Below are 18,726 nucleotides of genomic sequence, written 5' to 3'. Positions count from 1 at the left end.
ATGATATGAGAAAATGTGATGTTGGGGGTCAAGCCATAATTGAGGGAGTTATGATGCGTGGGTCTAAGGGATTAGCAACTGCAGTAAGAACTCCAAGTGGAAAAATAGAAGTTAAAGTGAAAAAGACAAAACCAATAACAAAAAAGTATAAGTTTTTAAATATACCTATTATTAGAGGAGCTGCCATACTAGTAGATTCATTAATAGTTGGAATTAAAACATTAAATTATTCAGCTAGTTTTTTTGAAGAAGATGAGGAAGAATCAAAATTTGATATTTGGCTTAAAAAGAAATTAGGTGATAAGGGTGCTAATGATTTGATTGTTACAATAACAATGATGATATCACTTTTAGTCGCGGCAGGATTATTTTTAGGTATACCTACTGCTATCGCGTCAGTATTTAAGAATATTGGATTATCTCCAGTGGTATTAAATTTAATAGAGGCAGCTATAAGAATAGCAATTTTAATATCATATATGTACTTGATTAGTAAGTTGGATGATATATATAGGGTATTTCAATATCATGGAGCAGAACATAAAACTATATTTTGTTATGAGGCTGAAGAAAAATTAACAGTTAATAATGTAAGAAAGTTTGGAAGGTTACATCCTAGATGTGGAACAAATTTCTTGTTTTTAACCATGTTTGTTAGTATTGCTTTATTTACTCTAACAGGTTGGGGTGGATTTTGGCAAAGACTTATATTAAGAATAGTATTAATGCCAATAGTAGCTGGGATTACTTACGAATTAATAAAATGGCTTGGAAGGACTGAAAGTAAATTGGGAAAAATTATTGCATATCCAGGTTTAAAATTACAAGAGTTAACTACTAAAGAACCTGATGATGAACAATTAGAGGTTGCTATAAAATCTTTAATGGCAGCAGAAGGAATTGAATATAAGAAGACTATTGGGGAATTATTAATAGATGGAAATAAAATATTAAAGGAAGCTAATATAGAAACTTATATTTTAGATACTCAATTATTATTAGGAAGAGTTCTTGGAAAAGATAAACTTTACTTAATTATGAACAAAGAAGAGGAAGTTAGTAAGTTTAAGGAAAGAGAATTTTATAGATTAATAAATAAAAGAAAAGAAAAAATGCCTATTAAATATATATTGAAAATTGCCGAATTTATGGGCTTAGATTTTCATGTTGAGGAAGGGGTACTTATTCCAAGAGGTGATACAGAAATATTAGTAGAAGAAACTCTTAAAATTATTGACAAGGATAAAGAATATGATATTTGTGACTTGTGTTGTGGAAGTGGAGCTATAGGTATATCTATAGCACATTTAAGAGAAAATACTAAGGTAGATTTAATTGATTACTATGATGTTCCAGAAAAGGTAACTAAGAGAAATATAATAAAGCATCATTTAGCTTCTAGGGCCAAATTTATAAAAAGTGATTTATTAAATGAAGTTATAATTCAAGAGAAGAAATATGATGTAGTAGTTTCTAATCCACCATATATAAAGGAAGAAGTTATAGATACTTTAATGGATGATGTGAAAAAATATGAGCCTCATACTGCTTTAAGTGGTGGGGATGATGGACTTTATTTTTATAAAAAAATAGTTGATGATAGTGATAAAATATTAAAAGAAAATGGAGTATTAGCCTTTGAGATTGGTCATGATCAAGGGAAAGAAGTTAGTGATTTAATGATTGAAAAAGGTTATAGAAATGTAAAAATAGTTAAAGATTTAGCTGGTCACGATAGAGTTGTTTTAGGAGAACTTTAGAAATATATTGGGAAGAAAAATAAAAGTTAAGGAGGAAATTACTTTGTAATTTCTTTAAATGTATATTTTTAGAAACTTCTAATGAAATTTCTTTCTTAACTATAGTTATATTATGAGTTTGATTTTAGGTTGATAAATATATGGGCATTATGTTATAATGTTTCAATATGAAAAAATATAGTACGGAGTGATAGTATGTTATTAGATAAATTAGCATTTACGGAAAATAAATACGAAGAACTATCAGTTAAAATATCTGATCCTTCAATAATGGCTAACCAAAAAGAATGGAGAAAGCTATGTAAGGAGCATGCTGAATTAGAAATAATAGTAACAGCATATAGAGAATATAAAAAGGTAGTTGAAGATTTAGAAGCTAACAAGGAAATGTTAGAGGAAGAAACAGATAAAGAAATGAAAGAAATGTTATCTGAAGAAATTTCAAGTCTTAAAGATCAAGAAGTAGAATTAGAAAATAAAATACAAATATTATTATTACCAAAGGATCCTAATGATGATAAAAACGTATTTGTTGAAATCAGAGGTGGAGCTGGTGGAGATGAAGCCGCGTTATTCGCAGCAAATCTTTTCAGAATGTATACAAGATATGCAGAATCACAAAGATGGTCAGTTGAGATGATGAGTTCAAATGAAAATGACCTTGGTGGATTTAAAGAAGTTGTATTCATGATTAAAGGTAATGGAGCATATTCAAAACTTAAGTACGAAAGTGGAGTACATAGAGTACAAAGAGTACCAGATACAGAAAGCTCAGGTAGAATACATACTTCTACAGCTACTGTTGCAGTTTTACCGGAAGTTGATGATGTTGAAATAGAAATCAACGATAAAGACTTAAGAATTGACGTTTACAGATCTTCAGGTAATGGAGGACAATGCGTTAATACAACAGATTCAGCTGTTAGAATAACACATATACCAACAGGTACAGTTGTTGCATGCCAAGATGAAAAATCACAGCTTAAAAATAAGGAAAAAGCTATGAAGGTATTAAGAGCTAGACTATTTGAAGTAGCTGAAGCTGAAAGACTTGCAGGAATTGCAGAAGATAGAAAGAGTCAAGTTGGTACAGGGGATAGAAGTGAAAGAATAAGAACTTATAATTATCCTCAAGGAAGAGTAACTGATCATAGAATTGGATTAACATTATATAAATTAGATAGTTTTATGAATGGAGATATTGAAGAAGTTATAAATGCATTAATTACTGCAGACCAAGCAGAAAAAATGCAAGCAATGGGTAACACTGATTCAATATAGTAAGTTTAAAAGCCTTGCATTGTTTAATGTAAGGCTTTTAAAATAGGTGATGATATGAAAATTGATAAGGCTTTAAAGAAACAAAAAAGAAGCAATAAGATATTTATTATTTCTATGTTTTTTTTAGCAATACTCCTTCCAATTGTGACTTATTTATCATATATTAATAATTTTGTAGTAATAGTATTTTTATTTTTTATAGAGTTTCTTATTTTTATAGCTATTATGGGAAAAATGAATAGTTGCACACTAAAATTTGTTTGTGGTAACAATAAATTAAAGTTTAGCATAGGATTATTTTTACCATATATATATATTCAATGTGATAAGGTAGCAATTGTACATACTAATAAGAATAATGAAGATATGGAAATTGTAATTGTTACAAAGGGAAAGGCTAAAAATAAAAAGATGAAGCCTATAAATAAAGGATTTTTAAAAACATATAAAGAAGTTGCAGATGAATATATAAGGTTAAAAAGAGTAGAGCCAAATTCAATTTATTATTTTAAAGTTATTAAAAATGGTGAATTGAATAAGTATATATTATTAGATAGTATATATAGAAATTGTGTAAATGCTACATATACAACATCAGCTATAGAAAATATAAAAATAGCAAGGGGACAAAAAGAAATTTAAGGAAAGAAGGTAAGCCCTTATGGAAACTAAGGTTGCTATAATTAAAGATATTAATAAAGATATTAAATTTATAAAAGAGGCTGCAAAGGTAATAAGAAGCGGTGGAATTGTAGCCTTTCCAACAGAAACGGTATATGGATTAGGTGCAAATGCTTTAGAGGAAGAAGCTGTAAAGAAAATATTTATAGCTAAAGGAAGGCCACAAGATAATCCGTTAATTGTACATGTTTGTTCTAAGGATATTTCTAATTTAGTAAAAAAAGTTCCAAAAGTTGCGGAAGAATTAATTAATAAATTTTGGCCAGGTCCATTAACTATAATTTTAGAAAAAAAGGATATTATACCTAATATGACTAGCGCTGATCTTGATACAATAGGAATACGAATGCCAAATTCAGAAATTGCACTTAAGCTTATAGAACTTTCAGATAGACCAATTGCTGCACCATCAGCTAATATATCGGGAAGACCAAGTCCAACAGAAGTAGAAAGATGCATAGATGATTTAAATGGAAGAGTTAATTATATAATTGGTGGAGAAAGTAGTGATATTGGAGTTGAATCTACTATAATTGATTGTACAGTTAATCCACCGCTTATATTAAGACCAGGCGGAATAACATTAGAAATGCTTAGAGAAATAGATTCTAATATTGATATAGATAAGGCTTTAAGGTCAAAACCGAGTGATGATTTAAAGCCAAAGGCACCAGGAATGAAGTATAGGCATTATGCTCCAAAGGCGCATTTAAAAATAATTAGAGGTAAAAATGAAAAAACTATTGAAATTATTAGAGAAATGTTAGAAAATTATATAGAAAAAAACAACGATGTTGCTGTATTAACTACAGATGAAAATTTAAATAAATTTGATAAAGGTAATATAATATCTTTAGGAAGTGAAAAAGATTTAAATCAAATTGCTAAACATCTTTTTGAGGCTTTAAGAAAGTGTGATGACTTAGGAGTGCAATATATTTTATGTCAGGGCTTTGAAGAAAAAGGCGTTGGTGTTGCAATAATGAACAGATTAAGTAAAGCTGCTGGATATGATATTATAGATGTGTAAATAAGGAGGATGGGGGAACCTATTCTTCTTTTTTTATAAATATGAAATTACAATAAATAATTATTGTATATTAAATAATAGAAAGGTTGATTTTTATGAAGATTGCTTTAGGTTGTGACCACGGTGGATTAAATTTAAAAGATGAGATTGCTAAGTATTTAGAAAGTCAAAATATTGAATTTAAAGACTTTGGAACTTATACTGAAGAATCATGTGATTATGCTGATATAGCTTTGCCTGTTGCTGAAGCTGTAGTAGCTAAAGAATTTGATTTTGGTATATTAATTTGTGGTACAGGAATTGGTATAGGAATAGCAGCAAATAAGGTTCCAGGAATAAGAGCATCACTTTGCTCAGATACATTTAGTGCACATGCAACTAGAGAACATAATGACGCTAACATACTAACTATGGGAGAAAGAGTTGTTGGTAAAGGATTAGCTATAGACATAGTTAAAGAATTCTTAGGTGCAGAGTTTGAAGGAGATAGACACTCAAGAAGAATTAATAAAATCACTGAAATTGAAAAAAAATATTCTAAATAATATATTAAGGTTTTACTGGGAGGAACAAGAGTATGAGTAAAGTAACAGAAATGAAACATCCTTTAATATCACATAAGTTAGCATACATAAGAAGTAAAGACACAGGATCAAAATATTTTAGAGAGTTAGTAGAAGAAGTATCTATGTTAATGGCATATGAAGTAACTAGGGATTTAGAAACTGAAGAAGTTGAAGTGGAAACTCCAATATGTACAACTAAGTGTCAAATGTTAGCTGGTAAGAAGATGGCTATAGTACCAATATTAAGAGCTGGACTTGGAATGGTAGATGGAATATTAAACTTAATTCCAGCAGCTAAGGTTGGACATATAGGGTTATATAGAGATGAAGAAACTCTTCAACCAGTAGAATATTTCTGTAAACTTCCACAAGATATAGCAGAAAGAGATGTAATTGTAGTTGATCCAATGTTAGCTACTGGTGGATCAGCAGCTGATGCAATAACTTTATTAAAACAAAGAGGAGCTAAAAAAATAAGATTAATGTGTTTAATTTCTTCTCCAGAAGGAATTAAATTAGTTCAAGAGCAACATCCAGATGTAGACATATATGTTGCTTCTATAGATGAAAAATTAAATGAAAAAGGATATATTGTACCAGGTCTTGGAGATGCTGGAGATAGACTTTTCGGAACTAAATAATAAAAAGCGAAGACCTAGGTCTTCGCTTTTTAATTAAATTACGAAGTAATTTATAGTTAAGGAGTAAGCTTAATTGAAAGTTAGATGCTTAACTTCTATTTTTTTTCGCAATATCAATCAATTGTATTATAATTGACACAATAGTAGTGTATTATAAAAATAATATATAGTAGGGAGGCTGAATATTTTGGGAAAAAGAGAAGGATATTTATCTTGGGATGATTACTTTATGTCTGTAGCATTATTATCAGGAAAGAGAAGTAAGGATCCAAGTACACAGGTTGGAGCATGCATAGTAAACAAGAATAATATAATTGAAAGTATAGGTTATAATGGACTTCCAAAGGGATGTTCAGATGATGAATTTCCTTGGGAGAAGGAAGGGGATACCTTAAATACAAAGTATCCATTTGTAGTTCATGCTGAATTAAATGCAATTTTAAATGCAAAGGGGAAGGATTTATCAGGATGTAAAATATATGTTGCACTTTTTCCGTGTAATGAATGTGCAAAGGCCATTATACAATCTGGAATAAGTGAAGTTATATATTTAAGTGATAAATATGCAGATACAGATTCTGTAAGAGCATCTAAACTTATGTTTAAATGTGCTAAGGTAAAATTGAAACAATTAGAGCCAACACATGGGAAGATAGAATTATCATTAGATGTTAATGAGATTTAGTTTTTATATTTGATAAAATAATAACGTTGGCCTAGGATAAAATACATAAATTAATTTTAAAATAAAATATAGTTTGCTTAATATACATATAAATATATTTAATGTTACATGAAAAGATATAAATATAAAAATCAAAATAAAGTAAAAAAATAAAAAAATATAATAAAAGGTAAAATATTTTTAAAATTAGTTGATATTGGAAAAACTAGAGTGGTATAATAATAGTGTTAATTGTTTAACAATTTAAACAATTAACACTATTATGAGTTTATTGGGAAAGTAATGGGAGGAATTTTTATGAGAGAAGTAGTAATAGTTAGTGCAGTAAGAACTGCAATAGGTTCATTTGGAGGAGCATTAAAGGATGTTCCAGCAGCAGAATTAGGGTCAATAGTAATTAAAGAAGCTGTAAATAGAGCTGGAATTAAGCCAGAATTAGTTGAAGAAGTAGTTATGGGAAATGTTATTCAAGCAGGACAAGGACAAAATGTAGCTAGACAATCAGCTGTAAAAGCTGGATTACCAGTAGAAGTTCCTGCAATGACAATAAATAAAGTTTGTGGATCAGGTTTAAGATGTGTTGCTTTAGCAGCTCAAATGATTAAAGCTGGTGACTGTGATGTAGTTGTTGCTGGAGGTATGGAAAATATGTCAGCAGCACCATATACTATGCCAGGAACTAGATGGGGTCAAAGAATGGGCGATGGAAAAGTTGTTGATACAATGATAAAGGATGCTTTATGGGATGCATTTAATAATTATCACATGGGTGTTACAGCTGAAAACATAGCAAAAGAATGGAATTTAACAAGAGAAATGCAAGATGAGTTTGCATTAAATTCTCAATTGAAAGCAGAGAGAGCAATTAAAGAAGGAAAATTTGTAGATGAAATAGTACCAGTAGTTATTCCTCAAAGAAAAGGAGAACCAAAAGTATTTGCTCAAGACGAATTCCCAAGATTCGGAGCAACTATTGAAGGAATGGCTAAATTAAGACCTGCATTTATTAAGGAAGGTACTGTAACTGCAGCTAATGCATCAGGAATCAATGATGGAGCAGCAGCATTTGTAGTTATGAGTGCAGAAAAAGCAGAGCAATTAGGATTAAAGCCAATGGCTAAGATACTTTCTTATGGAAGTAAGGGATTAGAACCATCAATAATGGGATATGGGCCTTTCCATGCAACAAAAAAAGCATTAGAAGTAGCAGGATTAACAGTTGAAGATATGGATTTAATAGAAGCAAATGAAGCATTTGCAGCTCAAAGTTTAGCTGTAGCTAAAGATTTAAACTTTGATATGGAAAAAGTCAATGTAAATGGTGGAGCTATTGCCCTTGGACATCCAGTAGGTGCTTCAGGAGCTAGAATATTAGTTACATTACTTTATGAAATGGAAAAGAGAGATGCTAAAAAAGGATTAGCTACTTTATGTATTGGTGGAGGAATGGGAACAGCTTTAGTTGTTGAAAGAGTTTAATTTTCTTTGATAAAGAAAAACAAAAACTATAGAAAAAGGGAGCTTTTTAGAGGCTCCTTTTATAATTTCATTATATATAGGTAATTTTTATGATAACTATTAGAATAAAAAATAATAAATTTGAAAAAAATAATGAATAAACTGTAAAAAAATTATTCAAAAATAATAAAAAAATTATACAATATATTGGCAATAATGCTTTCAAAGTGATAAAAAAAACTCTAAAAATCTAAAAAATAATAATATAATTAAAAAAAAATAACATAATAAAATTCTGAAACGTTATCAAAAAAATAATTCGGAAAATAAAAAAAATTATGAAAATTCGAATAAATGCAAGAATCAAAAGTAAATTGCAAAAAAAAACTAAAAGTCGCAAAAATGGGATTTTGGATGAGTATTTGAGCAATATTATCTAAAAACGAGCGATTTTAACGATAAACTGTAAAAAATAACTAAAAACTGAGTTTTTATTAATTTAAAAGTAGGTATATAATTAGCTACTGTCAATAGGGATAGCGAGCTACTAACAAATTAATAGTATTCCTATATAAGAGCTCTTTTATACATAAAATACATATCAAACTATAGAGATAGTTAGTTTTTATATAGGAATAAGTAAAATCACTATGTCCCAAATAAGTTATTTACTAGGAGAATAAAATGGCTAAAGATTTAAATGAAATAGTAAAATCTGTAGCAAAAAATGATTTAATAACAGGAATTACTTTAGTTTTAATATTAGTAGTATTAGGGCAATATAACATTGGAATTATATTGTTAGTTGGATTAATAGTTTCAATGATAAACTTTATTATTTCTGCTATTATTACTAATAAATTTATGAGTGAACCTAAAAAAAATAAAGCATTTTTGTTTCCACTAAGTTATTTAATAAGAATAGTAAGTATAGTTGCTATAGCAGTAGTTTTTTCTAATAAGATAAGCAATTTGTTAGCTTTTCTAATTGGATTTTTTATACATTATATAATACTAGTAATAACTACTATAAAAGTACAGAAGGGAAGTGAATAGATGGAACCATCAAAAGCGATATTTTCTTTTTACTTAGGCAAAATAGCAATTGATATAAAACCAGAATCGATAGTGCAATTGGTAATTGTTTTATTAATTTTAGCGCTGGCATGGTGGGCTACAAAAAATATGCAAGTAAGGCCCGGCAAAAAGCAAACTATTGTTGAATGGATTTATAATATGCTAAATAATGTTGTAGTAAGTAATGTTGGAGAAGGCTTTATAAGTATAGTTCCTTTTGTAGGAGCATTAGGGATATTTGTTTTAGTAATGAATTTAACAGGACTAGTAGGAATATCACCACCAACAAAAAACTTTAGTGTTACATTAACATTAGCTTTAATGTCATTCATAATGGTTCAAGGATATGCTATTAGAAAGAATGGCGTTGGAGGATATTTTAAAGGCTATTTAGAGCCGGTATCTTTCATATTACCTATTACAATATTAGAAAGAATAATGTTTCCAATATCATTGTCATTAAGACTTTTTGGTAATATGTTAGCAGCTACTTTTATAATTGAACTTGTTTATGAAAGTTTAGAAAAAGTAGCATGGTTTGCACAACTTGTTATACCTATTCCATTACATTTATATTTCGATATATTTGATGGTGGTATTCAAGCAATTATTTTTGTAATGTTAACAATGATAAATATTAAAATAGTATCTGAACATAGTTAAGAGGAGGAATTTAAAATGAATGAAATAGGAATGAGAGCATTAGGAGCAGGTATTGCAGTATTAGTAGGATTAGGAGCAGGTATTGGTATTGGAAATGCTACAGGAAAAGCTGTTGAAGGTGTTGCAAGAAATCCAGAAGCAACAGGGAAAATTACAACAACACTAGTTATAGGTTCTGCCTTTGCAGAAGCAACAGCTATTTATGGATTACTAGTATCAATTTTATTAATATTTGTAGGAGTAGCATAATATGTTTATAACTCCAAAGGGAGGTAAAAGATAATGGAATTTAATCTTGGTATTATGTTGGCCACAGTAGTAAATTTTTTAATTCTATTCTTTGGATTAAAATATTTCTTTTTTGAAAAAGTTAAGTTAATAGTTGAAGCCAGAGAAAATGAAATAGCTGAAAAGTTAGATAGTGCAGATGAAGAGCTTGAAAAAGCAAGAACTCTTGCTATTAATAACGAGAGAGAATTACAAAAAGCAAGAGAAGAAGGCAAAGCTATTACAGAAAGACATAAGAAAAAGGCTGAAAAAGTATATGATGAAATTGTTGAAGAAGCAAAATCAGAAGCAGGTTTAATTATAGAAAGAGCTAAGATTGAAATAGAAAGAGAAAAAGAAAAAGCTGAGTATTCATTAAAGAAAGAAGCTATAGATTTAGCTTTAGATCTTTCTAGAAAAGTAATAGAAAAAAATATTGATGAAGAAAAAAATAGACAATTAATAGATGAGTTTATTTCTGAGGTGGGTAATTAAATATGTATGAATATTTAGACCGAAGATATGCCCTGGCACTATATGAGGTGGCAGAACAAAAGGGAAAAGTTGATGAGTACCTAGGTGACTTAAGAGAAATTTGTGAATTAATTGAAAATAATAAAGATTTTTTCGAAGTAATAAAGCACCCACAAATAGGTACAAAACAAAAGAAAAAAACCTTTATTAATATATTTAAAGGTAAAATAGATGAAGAACTTTTATCATTTTTATTAATATTAATAGAAAAGGATAGAATTTTATTCTTAAAAGAAAAATTAAAAGAAATGGAGAAAATCCATTTAGAAAGATTAAATGTAATACAAGGAATTGTAAAAACAACTGTACCATTAGAAGAATACGAGTATAATTCTTTAGTAGATAAACTTGAAAAAAAATATAATAAAGAAGTTATATTAAAAAAGGAAGTTGATCCGGAAATTTTAGGTGGAATTTATGTAAGAATAGGCAATGATGTCATAGATGGTACTGTAAAAACAAGATTAGATGATTTAAGAAAGCTAATGCTTACTACGGAATAGAGGTGATTGCATGAATATAAAACCAGAAGAAATAACATCTATCATTAAAAAAGAAATACAAAGATATGAAAATCAAATTCAAACCTCAGATTCTGGAACAATAATTCAAATTGGTGATGGAATAGCTAGAGTATACGGATTAGACGATTGTATGCAAGGTGAGCTTTTAGAGTTCCCAAATGGAGTATTTGGGATGGCTTTAAATTTAGAGCAAGATAATGTTGGATGTGTTTTATTAGGTTCTGAAGAAGGAATAAAAGAAGGCGATATAGTTAAGAGAACTAATAGAATAGTTGAAGTTCCTGTTGGTGAAGGACTTTTAGGTAGAGTTGTAAACTCTCTTGGTGAAGAAATTGATGGAAAAGGACCTATAAGTTATTCAGGAAGTAGACCTATAGAAGTACCAGCACCAAGTATAATTGATAGATCTTCAGTTAACGAACCTTTACAAACAGGTATTAAAGCAATAGATGCTATGGTTCCAATTGGAAAGGGCCAAAGAGAACTTATAATTGGCGATAGACAAACTGGTAAAACAGCTATTGCAATAGATACAATATTAAATCAAAAAGGTAAAGATGTTATATGTGTATATGTAGCGATTGGACAAAAGCAATCAACAGTTGCACATATAGTAAATACATTAGAAGAAATGGGCGCTTTAGATTATTCAATAGTTGTTGCTGGAACAGCATCAGAAAGTGCTCCACTTCAATATTTAGCACCATATGCAGGATGTAGTATGGGTGAATACTTCATGCATAAGGGAAAAGACGTTCTTATAATATATGATGATTTATCTAAGCATGCAGTAGCATATAGAACAATGTCACTATTACTTAGAAGACCACCAGGAAGAGAAGCGTATCCAGGAGACGTATTCTATATACATTCAAGACTTTTAGAAAGAGCTGCAAAGCTATCTAAGGAAAATGGTGGAGGTTCATTAACAGCACTTCCAATTATAGAAACATTAGCTGGAGACGTAACAGCATATATTCCAACAAATGTAATATCAATTACGGACGGGCAAATATTCTTAGAAACTGATTTATTTAATGCAGGTCAAAGACCAGCGGTAAATGCAGGTATTTCAGTATCAAGAGTTGGTGGTAATGCTCAGATTAAGGCTATGAAGCAGGTTTCAGGAACATTAAGATTAGAGCTTGCACAATATACAGAACTTGCAGCGTTCTCTCAATTTGGATCTGATTTAGATTCTGATTCTAAGAGAAGATTAGAAAAGGGAAAGAGAATAATAGAAATATTAAAGCAAGATCAATACAAACCAATGGATGTTGAAAAGCAAATAGTTATATTATATGCAACTGTAAATGACTTTTTATCAGATATAAAGGTTAAAGATATTAGAAAGTTTGAAGAGGAATTCCTAGAGTATATGGATACTCATCAAAGAGATATATTAAAGCAAATAATTGTTGAAAAACAATTAAGTAAGGAATTAAAAGAAAACATTGAAAAATGTATAGTTGAATTTAAAAAAGAATTTTTAAAAGATGCATAGCTTTATATAGCTATGCAATTCTTTAGGAGGTAAAACAGTGGGCGCAGCGGGACTTATAGAAATAAAAAGAAGAATAAAGTCAGTTGAAAGTACTAGAAAAATAACCAAAGCTATGGGACTTGTTGCCACTTCTAAACTCAGAAAGGCAAGAAAGGAACTTGTAGCTAACGAGCAATATAATAATTTGTGTAGAGAAGTTATTAAAGAAGTTGTCTCTAGTATGCCAGAAGATTTTGACTCGATTTATTATAAAAATTTTGAAGGAGATAAACTCTATATTGTATTAACTTCAGACACTGGGTTATGTGCAGGTTACAATAATAATGTGGCTATGTATTTAAACAGTTTAGTTAAAAATAGTAGCGGAGCAAAAGTTGTAGTTGTAGGTAGTAAAGGAATTTCATATGTTTCTAGATATGGAATAAGTACATATTCCGAATATGTAGACTTGCCAGATATACCTGCTACTAAGGATGTTAATAAAATATATAACGATGCTATATATTTATATGAAAAGGGCGAAGTTTCTGAGGTAAATATAGTATATACAGAGTTCATTTCCCCTGTTAAGCAAGAAGTAAAGAGTGTTAAAATATTACCTGTAGATAAAAAGTCTGGTAAAGAAGGACAATATATAATTGAACCAAATGAAGATGCAGTGTTTAAAAATGCAATGGATATGTATTTAAAAAGTCAGCTTAAGACATGTATGCTTAGCGCTAAGGCAAGTGAACATAGTGCTAGAATGACAGCAATGGATGGAGCTACTGAGAATGCAGATGACATACTACAAAATCTTCATATTAAGTTTAATAGAATTAGACAAGGTATTATAACGCAAGAAATTTCAGAAATTGTTGGGGGAGCCGAAGCTCAAAAGTAGCAAGGAGGAAGAAGTATGGCTGAAAGTAAAATTGGAAAAGTAGTTCAAGTAATTGGACCTGTAGTTGATATAAAGTTTGATTCAGATTCTCTACCAAACATATACAATGAAATAAAAATTAACATGGGTGATAGAGAGTTAGTTGTAGAAGTTGAGCAACACGTTGGAGATGATATTGTTAGAGCAATAGCAATGGAATCTACTGATGGATTAAAAAGAGGTATGAAAGCGTTAGATACAGGAAAACCAATATCAGTACCTGTAGGGAAAAATGTATTAGGAAGACTATTTAACGTGTTAGGAGCACCTATAGATAATAAGGGTGAAATAGAAGCAGAGGAGTCATATCCTATACATAGACCAGCACCAAGTTTTAAAGAACAATCTTTAGAGCCTGAAATGTTTGAAACTGGAATAAAAGTTATTGACTTAATTGCACCATATCAAAAAGGTGGTAAAATAGGTCTATTTGGAGGGGCTGGTGTAGGAAAAACAGTCTTAATTCAAGAGTTAATTAATAATATTGCAAAAGAGCATGGTGGACTTTCTGTGTTTACAGGAGTAGGGGAAAGATCAAGAGAAGGTAATGATCTTTATCATGAAATGATGGATTCAGGAGTTATTAATAAAACTGCGTTAGTATTTGGGCAAATGAATGAATCACCAGGTGCAAGAATGAGAGTTTCATTAACTGGATTAACTATGGCTGAATACTTTAGAGATCAAGGTCAAGATGTATTATTATTTATAGATAATATATTTAGATTTACACAAGCAGGTTCTGAGGTATCTGCATTATTAGGAAGAATACCATCAGCAGTTGGTTACCAACCAACACTTGCAACTGAAATGGGTGCTCTTCAAGAAAGAATTACATCAACAAAAAATGGATCTATAACATCAGTTCAAGCTGTTTATGTTCCAGCGGATGACTTAACAGACCCAGCACCAGCAACTACATTTACACATTTAGATGCTACTACTGTATTATCTAGATCTATTTCAGCATTAGGTATATATCCAGCAGTTGATCCTCTAGAATCTTCATCTAGAATACTTGATCCAAGAGTAGTTGGAAAAGAACATTATGAAGTTGCAACAGAAGTAAAAAATATACTTGAAAGATATACAGAATTACAAGATATAATAGCAATTTTAGGTGTTGATGAATTATCTGATGAAGATAAAGCTGTAGTTGCTAGAGCAAGAAGAATTCAAAGATTCTTATCTCAACCATTTACAGTTGCAGAACAATTTACAGGAATGCAAGGAAGATATGTTCCTGTAAAAGAAACAGTAAGAGGATTCAAAGAAATATTACAAGGAAAATATGATCACTTACCTGAATCAGCATTCTTATTTGCAGGTACAATTGAAGAAGTTGTAGAAAAAGCAAATAGTATGAAATAGGAGATATGATTTATGGGAAAATTAATAAAACTTAATATTGTAGCTCCAGGGCGTGAAATGCTAACAGAGGAAATAGTTACTTTAGCAACAACTGCAGATGATGGTAAAATAGAAATTCTAGCAAATTATGCACCAACTATAATAGCTACTATACCAGCAGTAACTACGTATACTAATATAGATGGAAGTAAGAAAAAAGTATTTACTTCATCAGGAATTGTTTATATTAAGGATAATATAATTAATTTTTGTTGTGATTCTTTTAATTTCCCAGAAGAGATTGATAAAGATCGTGCAGAGAAATCTCTTAAGAGAGCTCAAGATAGATTAAATAATAAAGAAAAAAATAATATTGATATTAGAAGAGCTAAGAAGGCAGAGGCTAGAGCTAAAGCTAGATTAGAATTAAAATAAAGAAGTCGCTAAATAAGTGGCTTCTTTATTTTTTTTGAATATTATAAAGAATATAGTTAAATTTTAAATACTCTGTTGTATATAGACGAATATAGTTGATATTTATAAAAATTTAAGATGAGAGCGAACTATTCTAAGGGATTTATAATATATATATATTATAGTGTATAAAAAAAATAGTTTGGACAATAATTTTAGAGGAAGGGCAGGGGATTACAATATGAAAAAAGTATTTTTTGTATTTCTTTTAATCTTTTCTCTATTAATTATTAATGGAAAAGAGTATGAGTGTGAAGCAAAGAAGGATTTATTTAATGATGTTGAAAGATATGTATTAAATGAATATGAATTTATTGAAAATGGTATTAAATTGGAATATACAGTAAAGGCAGATATTAACGATGAATTTAAAAGAATAAATAAAATTTTTGAGGGAAAAAATGATTTAATAGTAACAATAACTGAAAGGGGCATATCTGCAAAAGGTAAAAATATTGACTATAGTGTTAATATTTTTAATTATAATGGATTAACAAAAGTTGAAGTAATAGCAATTAATAATGATAAGACTTTATCAGAAAAAAATTTAGAAGTATTAGTTCAAGAAATTAGAAACAGTAAATTTATAGATGAGAGGTATTTTTCATTTATAAAGGGAAAGATAGAAACAGAAGAAAAAAATATATTTGAAGATGTAGAAAATAAATTGAAAATTAAAATTAATGAAAAATTAGATATAAGCAATGGTAGTATAGCTAAGGCAACGATGATAGATAGTACTAATATAAACATTGGACAAATTACTTACGATACAGGTTCATATTTAATTATAGGAACACCGATAATTTTCGTAACATACTAACAATAAATATGGAGGATAATATGGAAAAAATTATAGTTAGAGGTGGAAAAAAACTTCAAGGAGAAGTTGATATAAGTGTTGCAAAAAATGCAGTATTACCTATAATAGTTGCAACTATTTTAAATCCAACAGAAATAGTTTTGAAAAAAGTACCTATGTTAGAAGATGTAACAGTTTTAATAAATTTATTAAGAGAATTAAATTGTGAAGTTAAATTTTCACCTATAACAGGGGATTTAAAGATAAATACTTTAAACCTAAAAGAAATAGAAGCAAATAATGAATTAATACGTAAGATGAGAGCATCATTTTTGGTTATGGGACCTATGTTAGCTAGATTTGGCAGATGTAAAATATCAATGCCAGGAGGATGTAATATTGGAAGTAGGCCAGTAGATCTTCACTTGAAAGGTTTTAAGGCATTAGGAATAGATTCTGAAATAGGCTATGGATATGTTGAAGCTAAAATTAATAAACTACATGGAAATAGAATATATTTAGATTTCCCATCTGTAGGGGCTACAGAAAATATAATGATGACTTCTGTTTTTGCACCAGGAGTTACAGTTATTGAAAATGCGGCTGAAGAACCAGAAATATGGGATTTAGCAAGATTTTTAAATAGTATGGGAGCAAAAATAGAGGGAGCTGGATATGGAAAAATAACTATACAGGGTGTATCAGAATTAAAACAACCTGAACCATTTACACCTATTTTTGATAGGATTGAAGCTGGTACGTTTATGGTTGCAGCAGGAATAACAAATAGTAAAATAACTATAAATGGAGTTAATGAAGAGCACTTGATGCCAACAATTGAAAAATTAAAAGAGTGTGGAGTCTACTGTAAGGTAGATGGAGAAAAAATGATAGTAGATGGAACAAGTGAAAAGAGGGCAGTGGATATAAAAACAATGCCTTATCCAGGCTTTCCAACAGATATGCAAGCACAGATGATGGCATTATTATCAGTTACAAGAGGTGCAAGTGTAATAACAGAAACAGTGTTTGAAAATAGATTTATGCATGTTGGAGAACTTGGTAGGATGGGTGCTAATATTAAAATTGACGGAAGAATTGCTATTGTTGAAGGGGTAGAGAATCTTACTGGATGTCAAGTGAAGGCTACTGATTTAAGAGCTGGTGCAGCTATGATTTTAGCTGGATTAGTTGCTAGTGGTCAAACGGAAATTGGTGAAATATATCATATAGATAGAGGGTACACTAATATAGAAGATAAATTTAGAAAGCTTGGTGCAGATATATATAGAGCATATAAATAATACTTAGGAGTCTTTTAAAGACTCCTAATTTTTTTTTTGAATTTTAGAGTAGCATAAGTGTATGGTTTGAAAATAAGAGGTATTGTTTTACAGATTAAAACATATATATAGATGTAATAGAGTAATAGGAGGGGCTATGAAAAAAATAAATTGTGGTGTTATAAGTAAGATAAAACCGATATTATATACAACTATATTAATAATTTTATTTATGATAATTATTCCCATGTTATCCATAAAAACTAATAGTATTAAAGAGAGCAAACAACCTATTAAAAAGGAGGAGGCAACTAAGGAAACATTAGCAGAGACAAGTAATGAAATACATATAAATGGTGATGATATAGTAAGGGTTTATAGAACATTAAAGGAAACTGTGGAGGAAGTTAATATTGAAGATTATATATGTGGAGTGGTTGCTAATGAGATGCAAGTAAATTTTGAGGAAGAAGCATTAAAGGCTCAAGCTATAGCAAGCAGAACTTACTTAGCAAGTAAAAAAATAAATAATTGTTCAATTCATGATGAAACGGATATATGTGATTCTATGCATTGTCAGATTTATTCTTCTAAGGATGAATTAATTAATAAATGGGGGGAAGAAAATGGTGAGAAATATTGGAATAAGATACAGGCTGCAGTAGAGGATACTAAGGGAATGATCTTAACATATGACGGAGAATTAGTTTTATATCCGTTATTTTTTTCTACTAGTTCAGGAAAAACTGAATCGGCATCTGATTTATCATTTGGAGATATACCATATCTTATATCGGTTGAAAGTTTTGGAGAAGAGTCATCTCCTAAATTTACAACCACGAAGAAGATGACATTGAGTGATTTGTCTTTAGCAATAAATGCTGAATATCCAAACTCAGGATTAAATACAGAAAATTTAAGTTCGAAATTAAAGATTAGTAAGAGAAGTAGTGCTGGTGGTGTTATTACAGTTGTTATTGGAAATGATAAGATAGATGGAGCTGAATTTAGAACTATGGTAGGATTAAATTCGACTAATTTTACATATTCAATAAAGGATAAGACAATCATATTTGAATGTAAGGGGGATGGTGATGGAGTGGGTATGAGTCAATGGGGAGCCAATATTATGGCTAAAGAAGGTAGTAAATATGAGGAAATTTTGAAGCACTATTATACTGGAATTAATATAGGGTATTTAAAATTTAGTTAATATATAAATTT

At 29.7% G+C, this 18,726-nt stretch carries 20 protein-coding genes; all 20 read left to right on the top strand.

Translation table 11 applies throughout. The annotated features are described in order from the left end of the window. Nucleotides 1–5: 5 nt before the first annotated feature. On the top strand, nucleotides 6–1,760 hold the full coding sequence (gene prmC / locus I4V51_RS12115) for a peptide chain release factor N(5)-glutamine methyltransferase (protein ID WP_195988694.1): 1,755 nt from the start codon (nucleotides 6–8) through the stop codon (nucleotides 1,758–1,760). Nucleotides 1,761–1,955: 195 nt separating this feature from the next. Further along, nucleotides 1,956–3,041, top strand: a complete 1,086-nt coding sequence (prfA, locus tag I4V51_RS12110; RefSeq protein ID WP_195988693.1) for a peptide chain release factor 1 — start codon at nucleotides 1,956–1,958, stop codon at nucleotides 3,039–3,041. A 54-nt stretch (nucleotides 3,042–3,095) separates the two neighbouring features. Further along, entirely contained in the window at nucleotides 3,096–3,683 is a 588-nt protein-coding gene (locus I4V51_RS12105; protein ID WP_195988692.1) for a hypothetical protein, read from the top strand. Between the two features lie 19 nt (nucleotides 3,684–3,702). Next, nucleotides 3,703–4,752 (top strand): L-threonylcarbamoyladenylate synthase, encoded by a 1,050-nt coding sequence (locus I4V51_RS12100; RefSeq protein WP_195988691.1) that lies wholly within the window; start codon nucleotides 3,703–3,705, stop codon nucleotides 4,750–4,752. Between the two features lie 95 nt (nucleotides 4,753–4,847). Next, complete coding sequence (gene rpiB / locus I4V51_RS12095) at nucleotides 4,848–5,297, top strand: ribose 5-phosphate isomerase B (protein ID WP_195988690.1); 450 nt, start codon at nucleotides 4,848–4,850, stop codon at nucleotides 5,295–5,297. A 32-nt stretch (nucleotides 5,298–5,329) separates the two neighbouring features. Continuing rightward, on the top strand, nucleotides 5,330–5,959 hold the full coding sequence (upp, locus tag I4V51_RS12090) for a uracil phosphoribosyltransferase (protein ID WP_195988689.1): 630 nt from the start codon (nucleotides 5,330–5,332) through the stop codon (nucleotides 5,957–5,959). A 184-nt stretch (nucleotides 5,960–6,143) separates the two neighbouring features. Further along, nucleotides 6,144–6,644, top strand: coding sequence for a dCMP deaminase family protein (locus I4V51_RS12085; RefSeq protein WP_347708662.1), 501 nt, complete (start codon nucleotides 6,144–6,146; stop codon nucleotides 6,642–6,644). Nucleotides 6,645–6,941: 297 nt separating this feature from the next. Then, entirely contained in the window at nucleotides 6,942–8,123 is a 1,182-nt protein-coding gene (locus I4V51_RS12080; protein WP_195988687.1) for an acetyl-CoA C-acetyltransferase, read from the top strand. 663 nt (nucleotides 8,124–8,786) lie between these two features. Further along, nucleotides 8,787–9,158 carry an ATP synthase subunit I gene (locus I4V51_RS12075; protein ID WP_195988686.1) on the top strand — a complete coding sequence of 124 codons (372 nt, stop codon included), beginning with the start codon at nucleotides 8,787–8,789 and terminating at the stop codon, nucleotides 9,156–9,158. Beyond that, a complete protein-coding gene (locus I4V51_RS12070; RefSeq protein ID WP_195988685.1) occupies nucleotides 9,159–9,842 on the top strand; it encodes a F0F1 ATP synthase subunit A in 684 nt (227 codons plus the stop codon). 15 nt (nucleotides 9,843–9,857) lie between these two features. Continuing rightward, nucleotides 9,858–10,091 carry an ATP synthase F0 subunit C gene (atpE, locus tag I4V51_RS12065; RefSeq protein WP_042399498.1) on the top strand — a complete coding sequence of 78 codons (234 nt, stop codon included), beginning with the start codon at nucleotides 9,858–9,860 and terminating at the stop codon, nucleotides 10,089–10,091. 33 nt (nucleotides 10,092–10,124) lie between these two features. Next, the gene (locus I4V51_RS12060; RefSeq protein WP_195988684.1) at nucleotides 10,125–10,604 is read left to right on the top strand and encodes a F0F1 ATP synthase subunit B; all 480 of its coding nucleotides are present in this window, start codon (nucleotides 10,125–10,127) and stop codon (nucleotides 10,602–10,604) included. 2 nt (nucleotides 10,605–10,606) lie between these two features. Beyond that, on the top strand, nucleotides 10,607–11,146 hold the full coding sequence (locus I4V51_RS12055; RefSeq protein WP_195988683.1) for a F0F1 ATP synthase subunit delta: 540 nt from the start codon (nucleotides 10,607–10,609) through the stop codon (nucleotides 11,144–11,146). 10 nt (nucleotides 11,147–11,156) lie between these two features. Then, nucleotides 11,157–12,671, top strand: a complete 1,515-nt coding sequence (atpA, locus tag I4V51_RS12050) for a F0F1 ATP synthase subunit alpha (RefSeq protein ID WP_195988682.1) — start codon at nucleotides 11,157–11,159, stop codon at nucleotides 12,669–12,671. Between the two features lie 37 nt (nucleotides 12,672–12,708). Beyond that, a complete protein-coding gene (atpG, locus tag I4V51_RS12045) occupies nucleotides 12,709–13,554 on the top strand; it encodes an ATP synthase F1 subunit gamma (RefSeq protein ID WP_195988681.1) in 846 nt (281 codons plus the stop codon). Between the two features lie 15 nt (nucleotides 13,555–13,569). Continuing rightward, nucleotides 13,570–14,964 carry a F0F1 ATP synthase subunit beta gene (gene atpD / locus I4V51_RS12040; protein ID WP_195988680.1) on the top strand — a complete coding sequence of 465 codons (1,395 nt, stop codon included), beginning with the start codon at nucleotides 13,570–13,572 and terminating at the stop codon, nucleotides 14,962–14,964. A 12-nt stretch (nucleotides 14,965–14,976) separates the two neighbouring features. Continuing rightward, nucleotides 14,977–15,378: an ATP synthase delta/epsilon chain alpha-helix domain-containing protein gene (locus tag I4V51_RS12035; protein WP_195988679.1), complete on the top strand. Its 402-nt coding sequence runs from the start codon at nucleotides 14,977–14,979 to the stop codon at nucleotides 15,376–15,378. A gap of 220 nt (nucleotides 15,379–15,598) precedes the next feature. Further along, nucleotides 15,599–16,240, top strand: a complete 642-nt coding sequence (locus I4V51_RS12030) for a hypothetical protein (protein ID WP_195988678.1) — start codon at nucleotides 15,599–15,601, stop codon at nucleotides 16,238–16,240. Nucleotides 16,241–16,260: 20 nt separating this feature from the next. After that, nucleotides 16,261–17,523 carry a UDP-N-acetylglucosamine 1-carboxyvinyltransferase gene (gene murA, locus I4V51_RS12025; RefSeq protein WP_195988677.1) on the top strand — a complete coding sequence of 421 codons (1,263 nt, stop codon included), beginning with the start codon at nucleotides 16,261–16,263 and terminating at the stop codon, nucleotides 17,521–17,523. 136 nt (nucleotides 17,524–17,659) lie between these two features. Next, nucleotides 17,660–18,715: a stage II sporulation protein D gene (gene spoIID, locus I4V51_RS12020; RefSeq protein WP_195988676.1), complete on the top strand. Its 1,056-nt coding sequence runs from the start codon at nucleotides 17,660–17,662 to the stop codon at nucleotides 18,713–18,715. Nucleotides 18,716–18,726 lie beyond the last annotated feature (11 nt).

It is taken from the genome of Clostridium sp. D53t1_180928_C8, assembly GCF_015667795.1.
Classification (GTDB): Bacteria; Bacillota; Clostridia; order Clostridiales; family Clostridiaceae; genus Clostridium.
The sequence above is the reverse complement of the archived record's forward strand: the minus strand, read 5'-3'. Positions and strand labels throughout refer to the sequence as shown.

Excerpts from the sequence above, each read along its gene's own strand:
- upp (WP_195988689.1), top strand. The coding sequence starts at position 5,330 with ATGAGTAAAGTAACAGAAATGAAACATCCTTTAATATCACATAAGTTA.
- prfA (WP_195988693.1), top strand. The coding sequence starts at position 1,956 with ATGTTATTAGATAAATTAGCATTTACGGAAAATAAATACGAAGAACTA.
- I4V51_RS12080 (WP_195988687.1), top strand. The coding sequence starts at position 6,942 with ATGAGAGAAGTAGTAATAGTTAGTGCAGTAAGAACTGCAATAGGTTCA.
- I4V51_RS12075 (WP_195988686.1), top strand. The coding sequence starts at position 8,787 with ATGGCTAAAGATTTAAATGAAATAGTAAAATCTGTAGCAAAAAATGAT.
- rpiB (WP_195988690.1), top strand. The coding sequence starts at position 4,848 with ATGAAGATTGCTTTAGGTTGTGACCACGGTGGATTAAATTTAAAAGAT.
- atpE (WP_042399498.1), top strand. The coding sequence starts at position 9,858 with ATGAATGAAATAGGAATGAGAGCATTAGGAGCAGGTATTGCAGTATTA.
- I4V51_RS12055 (WP_195988683.1), top strand. The coding sequence starts at position 10,607 with ATGTATGAATATTTAGACCGAAGATATGCCCTGGCACTATATGAGGTG.
- I4V51_RS12070 (WP_195988685.1), top strand. The coding sequence starts at position 9,159 with ATGGAACCATCAAAAGCGATATTTTCTTTTTACTTAGGCAAAATAGCA.
- I4V51_RS12030 (WP_195988678.1), top strand. The coding sequence starts at position 15,599 with ATGAAAAAAGTATTTTTTGTATTTCTTTTAATCTTTTCTCTATTAATT.
- spoIID (WP_195988676.1), top strand. The coding sequence starts at position 17,660 with ATGAAAAAAATAAATTGTGGTGTTATAAGTAAGATAAAACCGATATTA.
- I4V51_RS12060 (WP_195988684.1), top strand. The coding sequence starts at position 10,125 with ATGGAATTTAATCTTGGTATTATGTTGGCCACAGTAGTAAATTTTTTA.
- prmC (WP_195988694.1), top strand. The coding sequence starts at position 6 with ATGAGAAAATGTGATGTTGGGGGTCAAGCCATAATTGAGGGAGTTATG.
- atpD (WP_195988680.1), top strand. The coding sequence starts at position 13,570 with ATGGCTGAAAGTAAAATTGGAAAAGTAGTTCAAGTAATTGGACCTGTA.
- murA (WP_195988677.1), top strand. The coding sequence starts at position 16,261 with ATGGAAAAAATTATAGTTAGAGGTGGAAAAAAACTTCAAGGAGAAGTT.
- I4V51_RS12100 (WP_195988691.1), top strand. The coding sequence starts at position 3,703 with ATGGAAACTAAGGTTGCTATAATTAAAGATATTAATAAAGATATTAAA.
- atpA (WP_195988682.1), top strand. The coding sequence starts at position 11,157 with ATGAATATAAAACCAGAAGAAATAACATCTATCATTAAAAAAGAAATA.
- I4V51_RS12035 (WP_195988679.1), top strand. The coding sequence starts at position 14,977 with ATGGGAAAATTAATAAAACTTAATATTGTAGCTCCAGGGCGTGAAATG.
- I4V51_RS12105 (WP_195988692.1), top strand. The coding sequence starts at position 3,096 with ATGAAAATTGATAAGGCTTTAAAGAAACAAAAAAGAAGCAATAAGATA.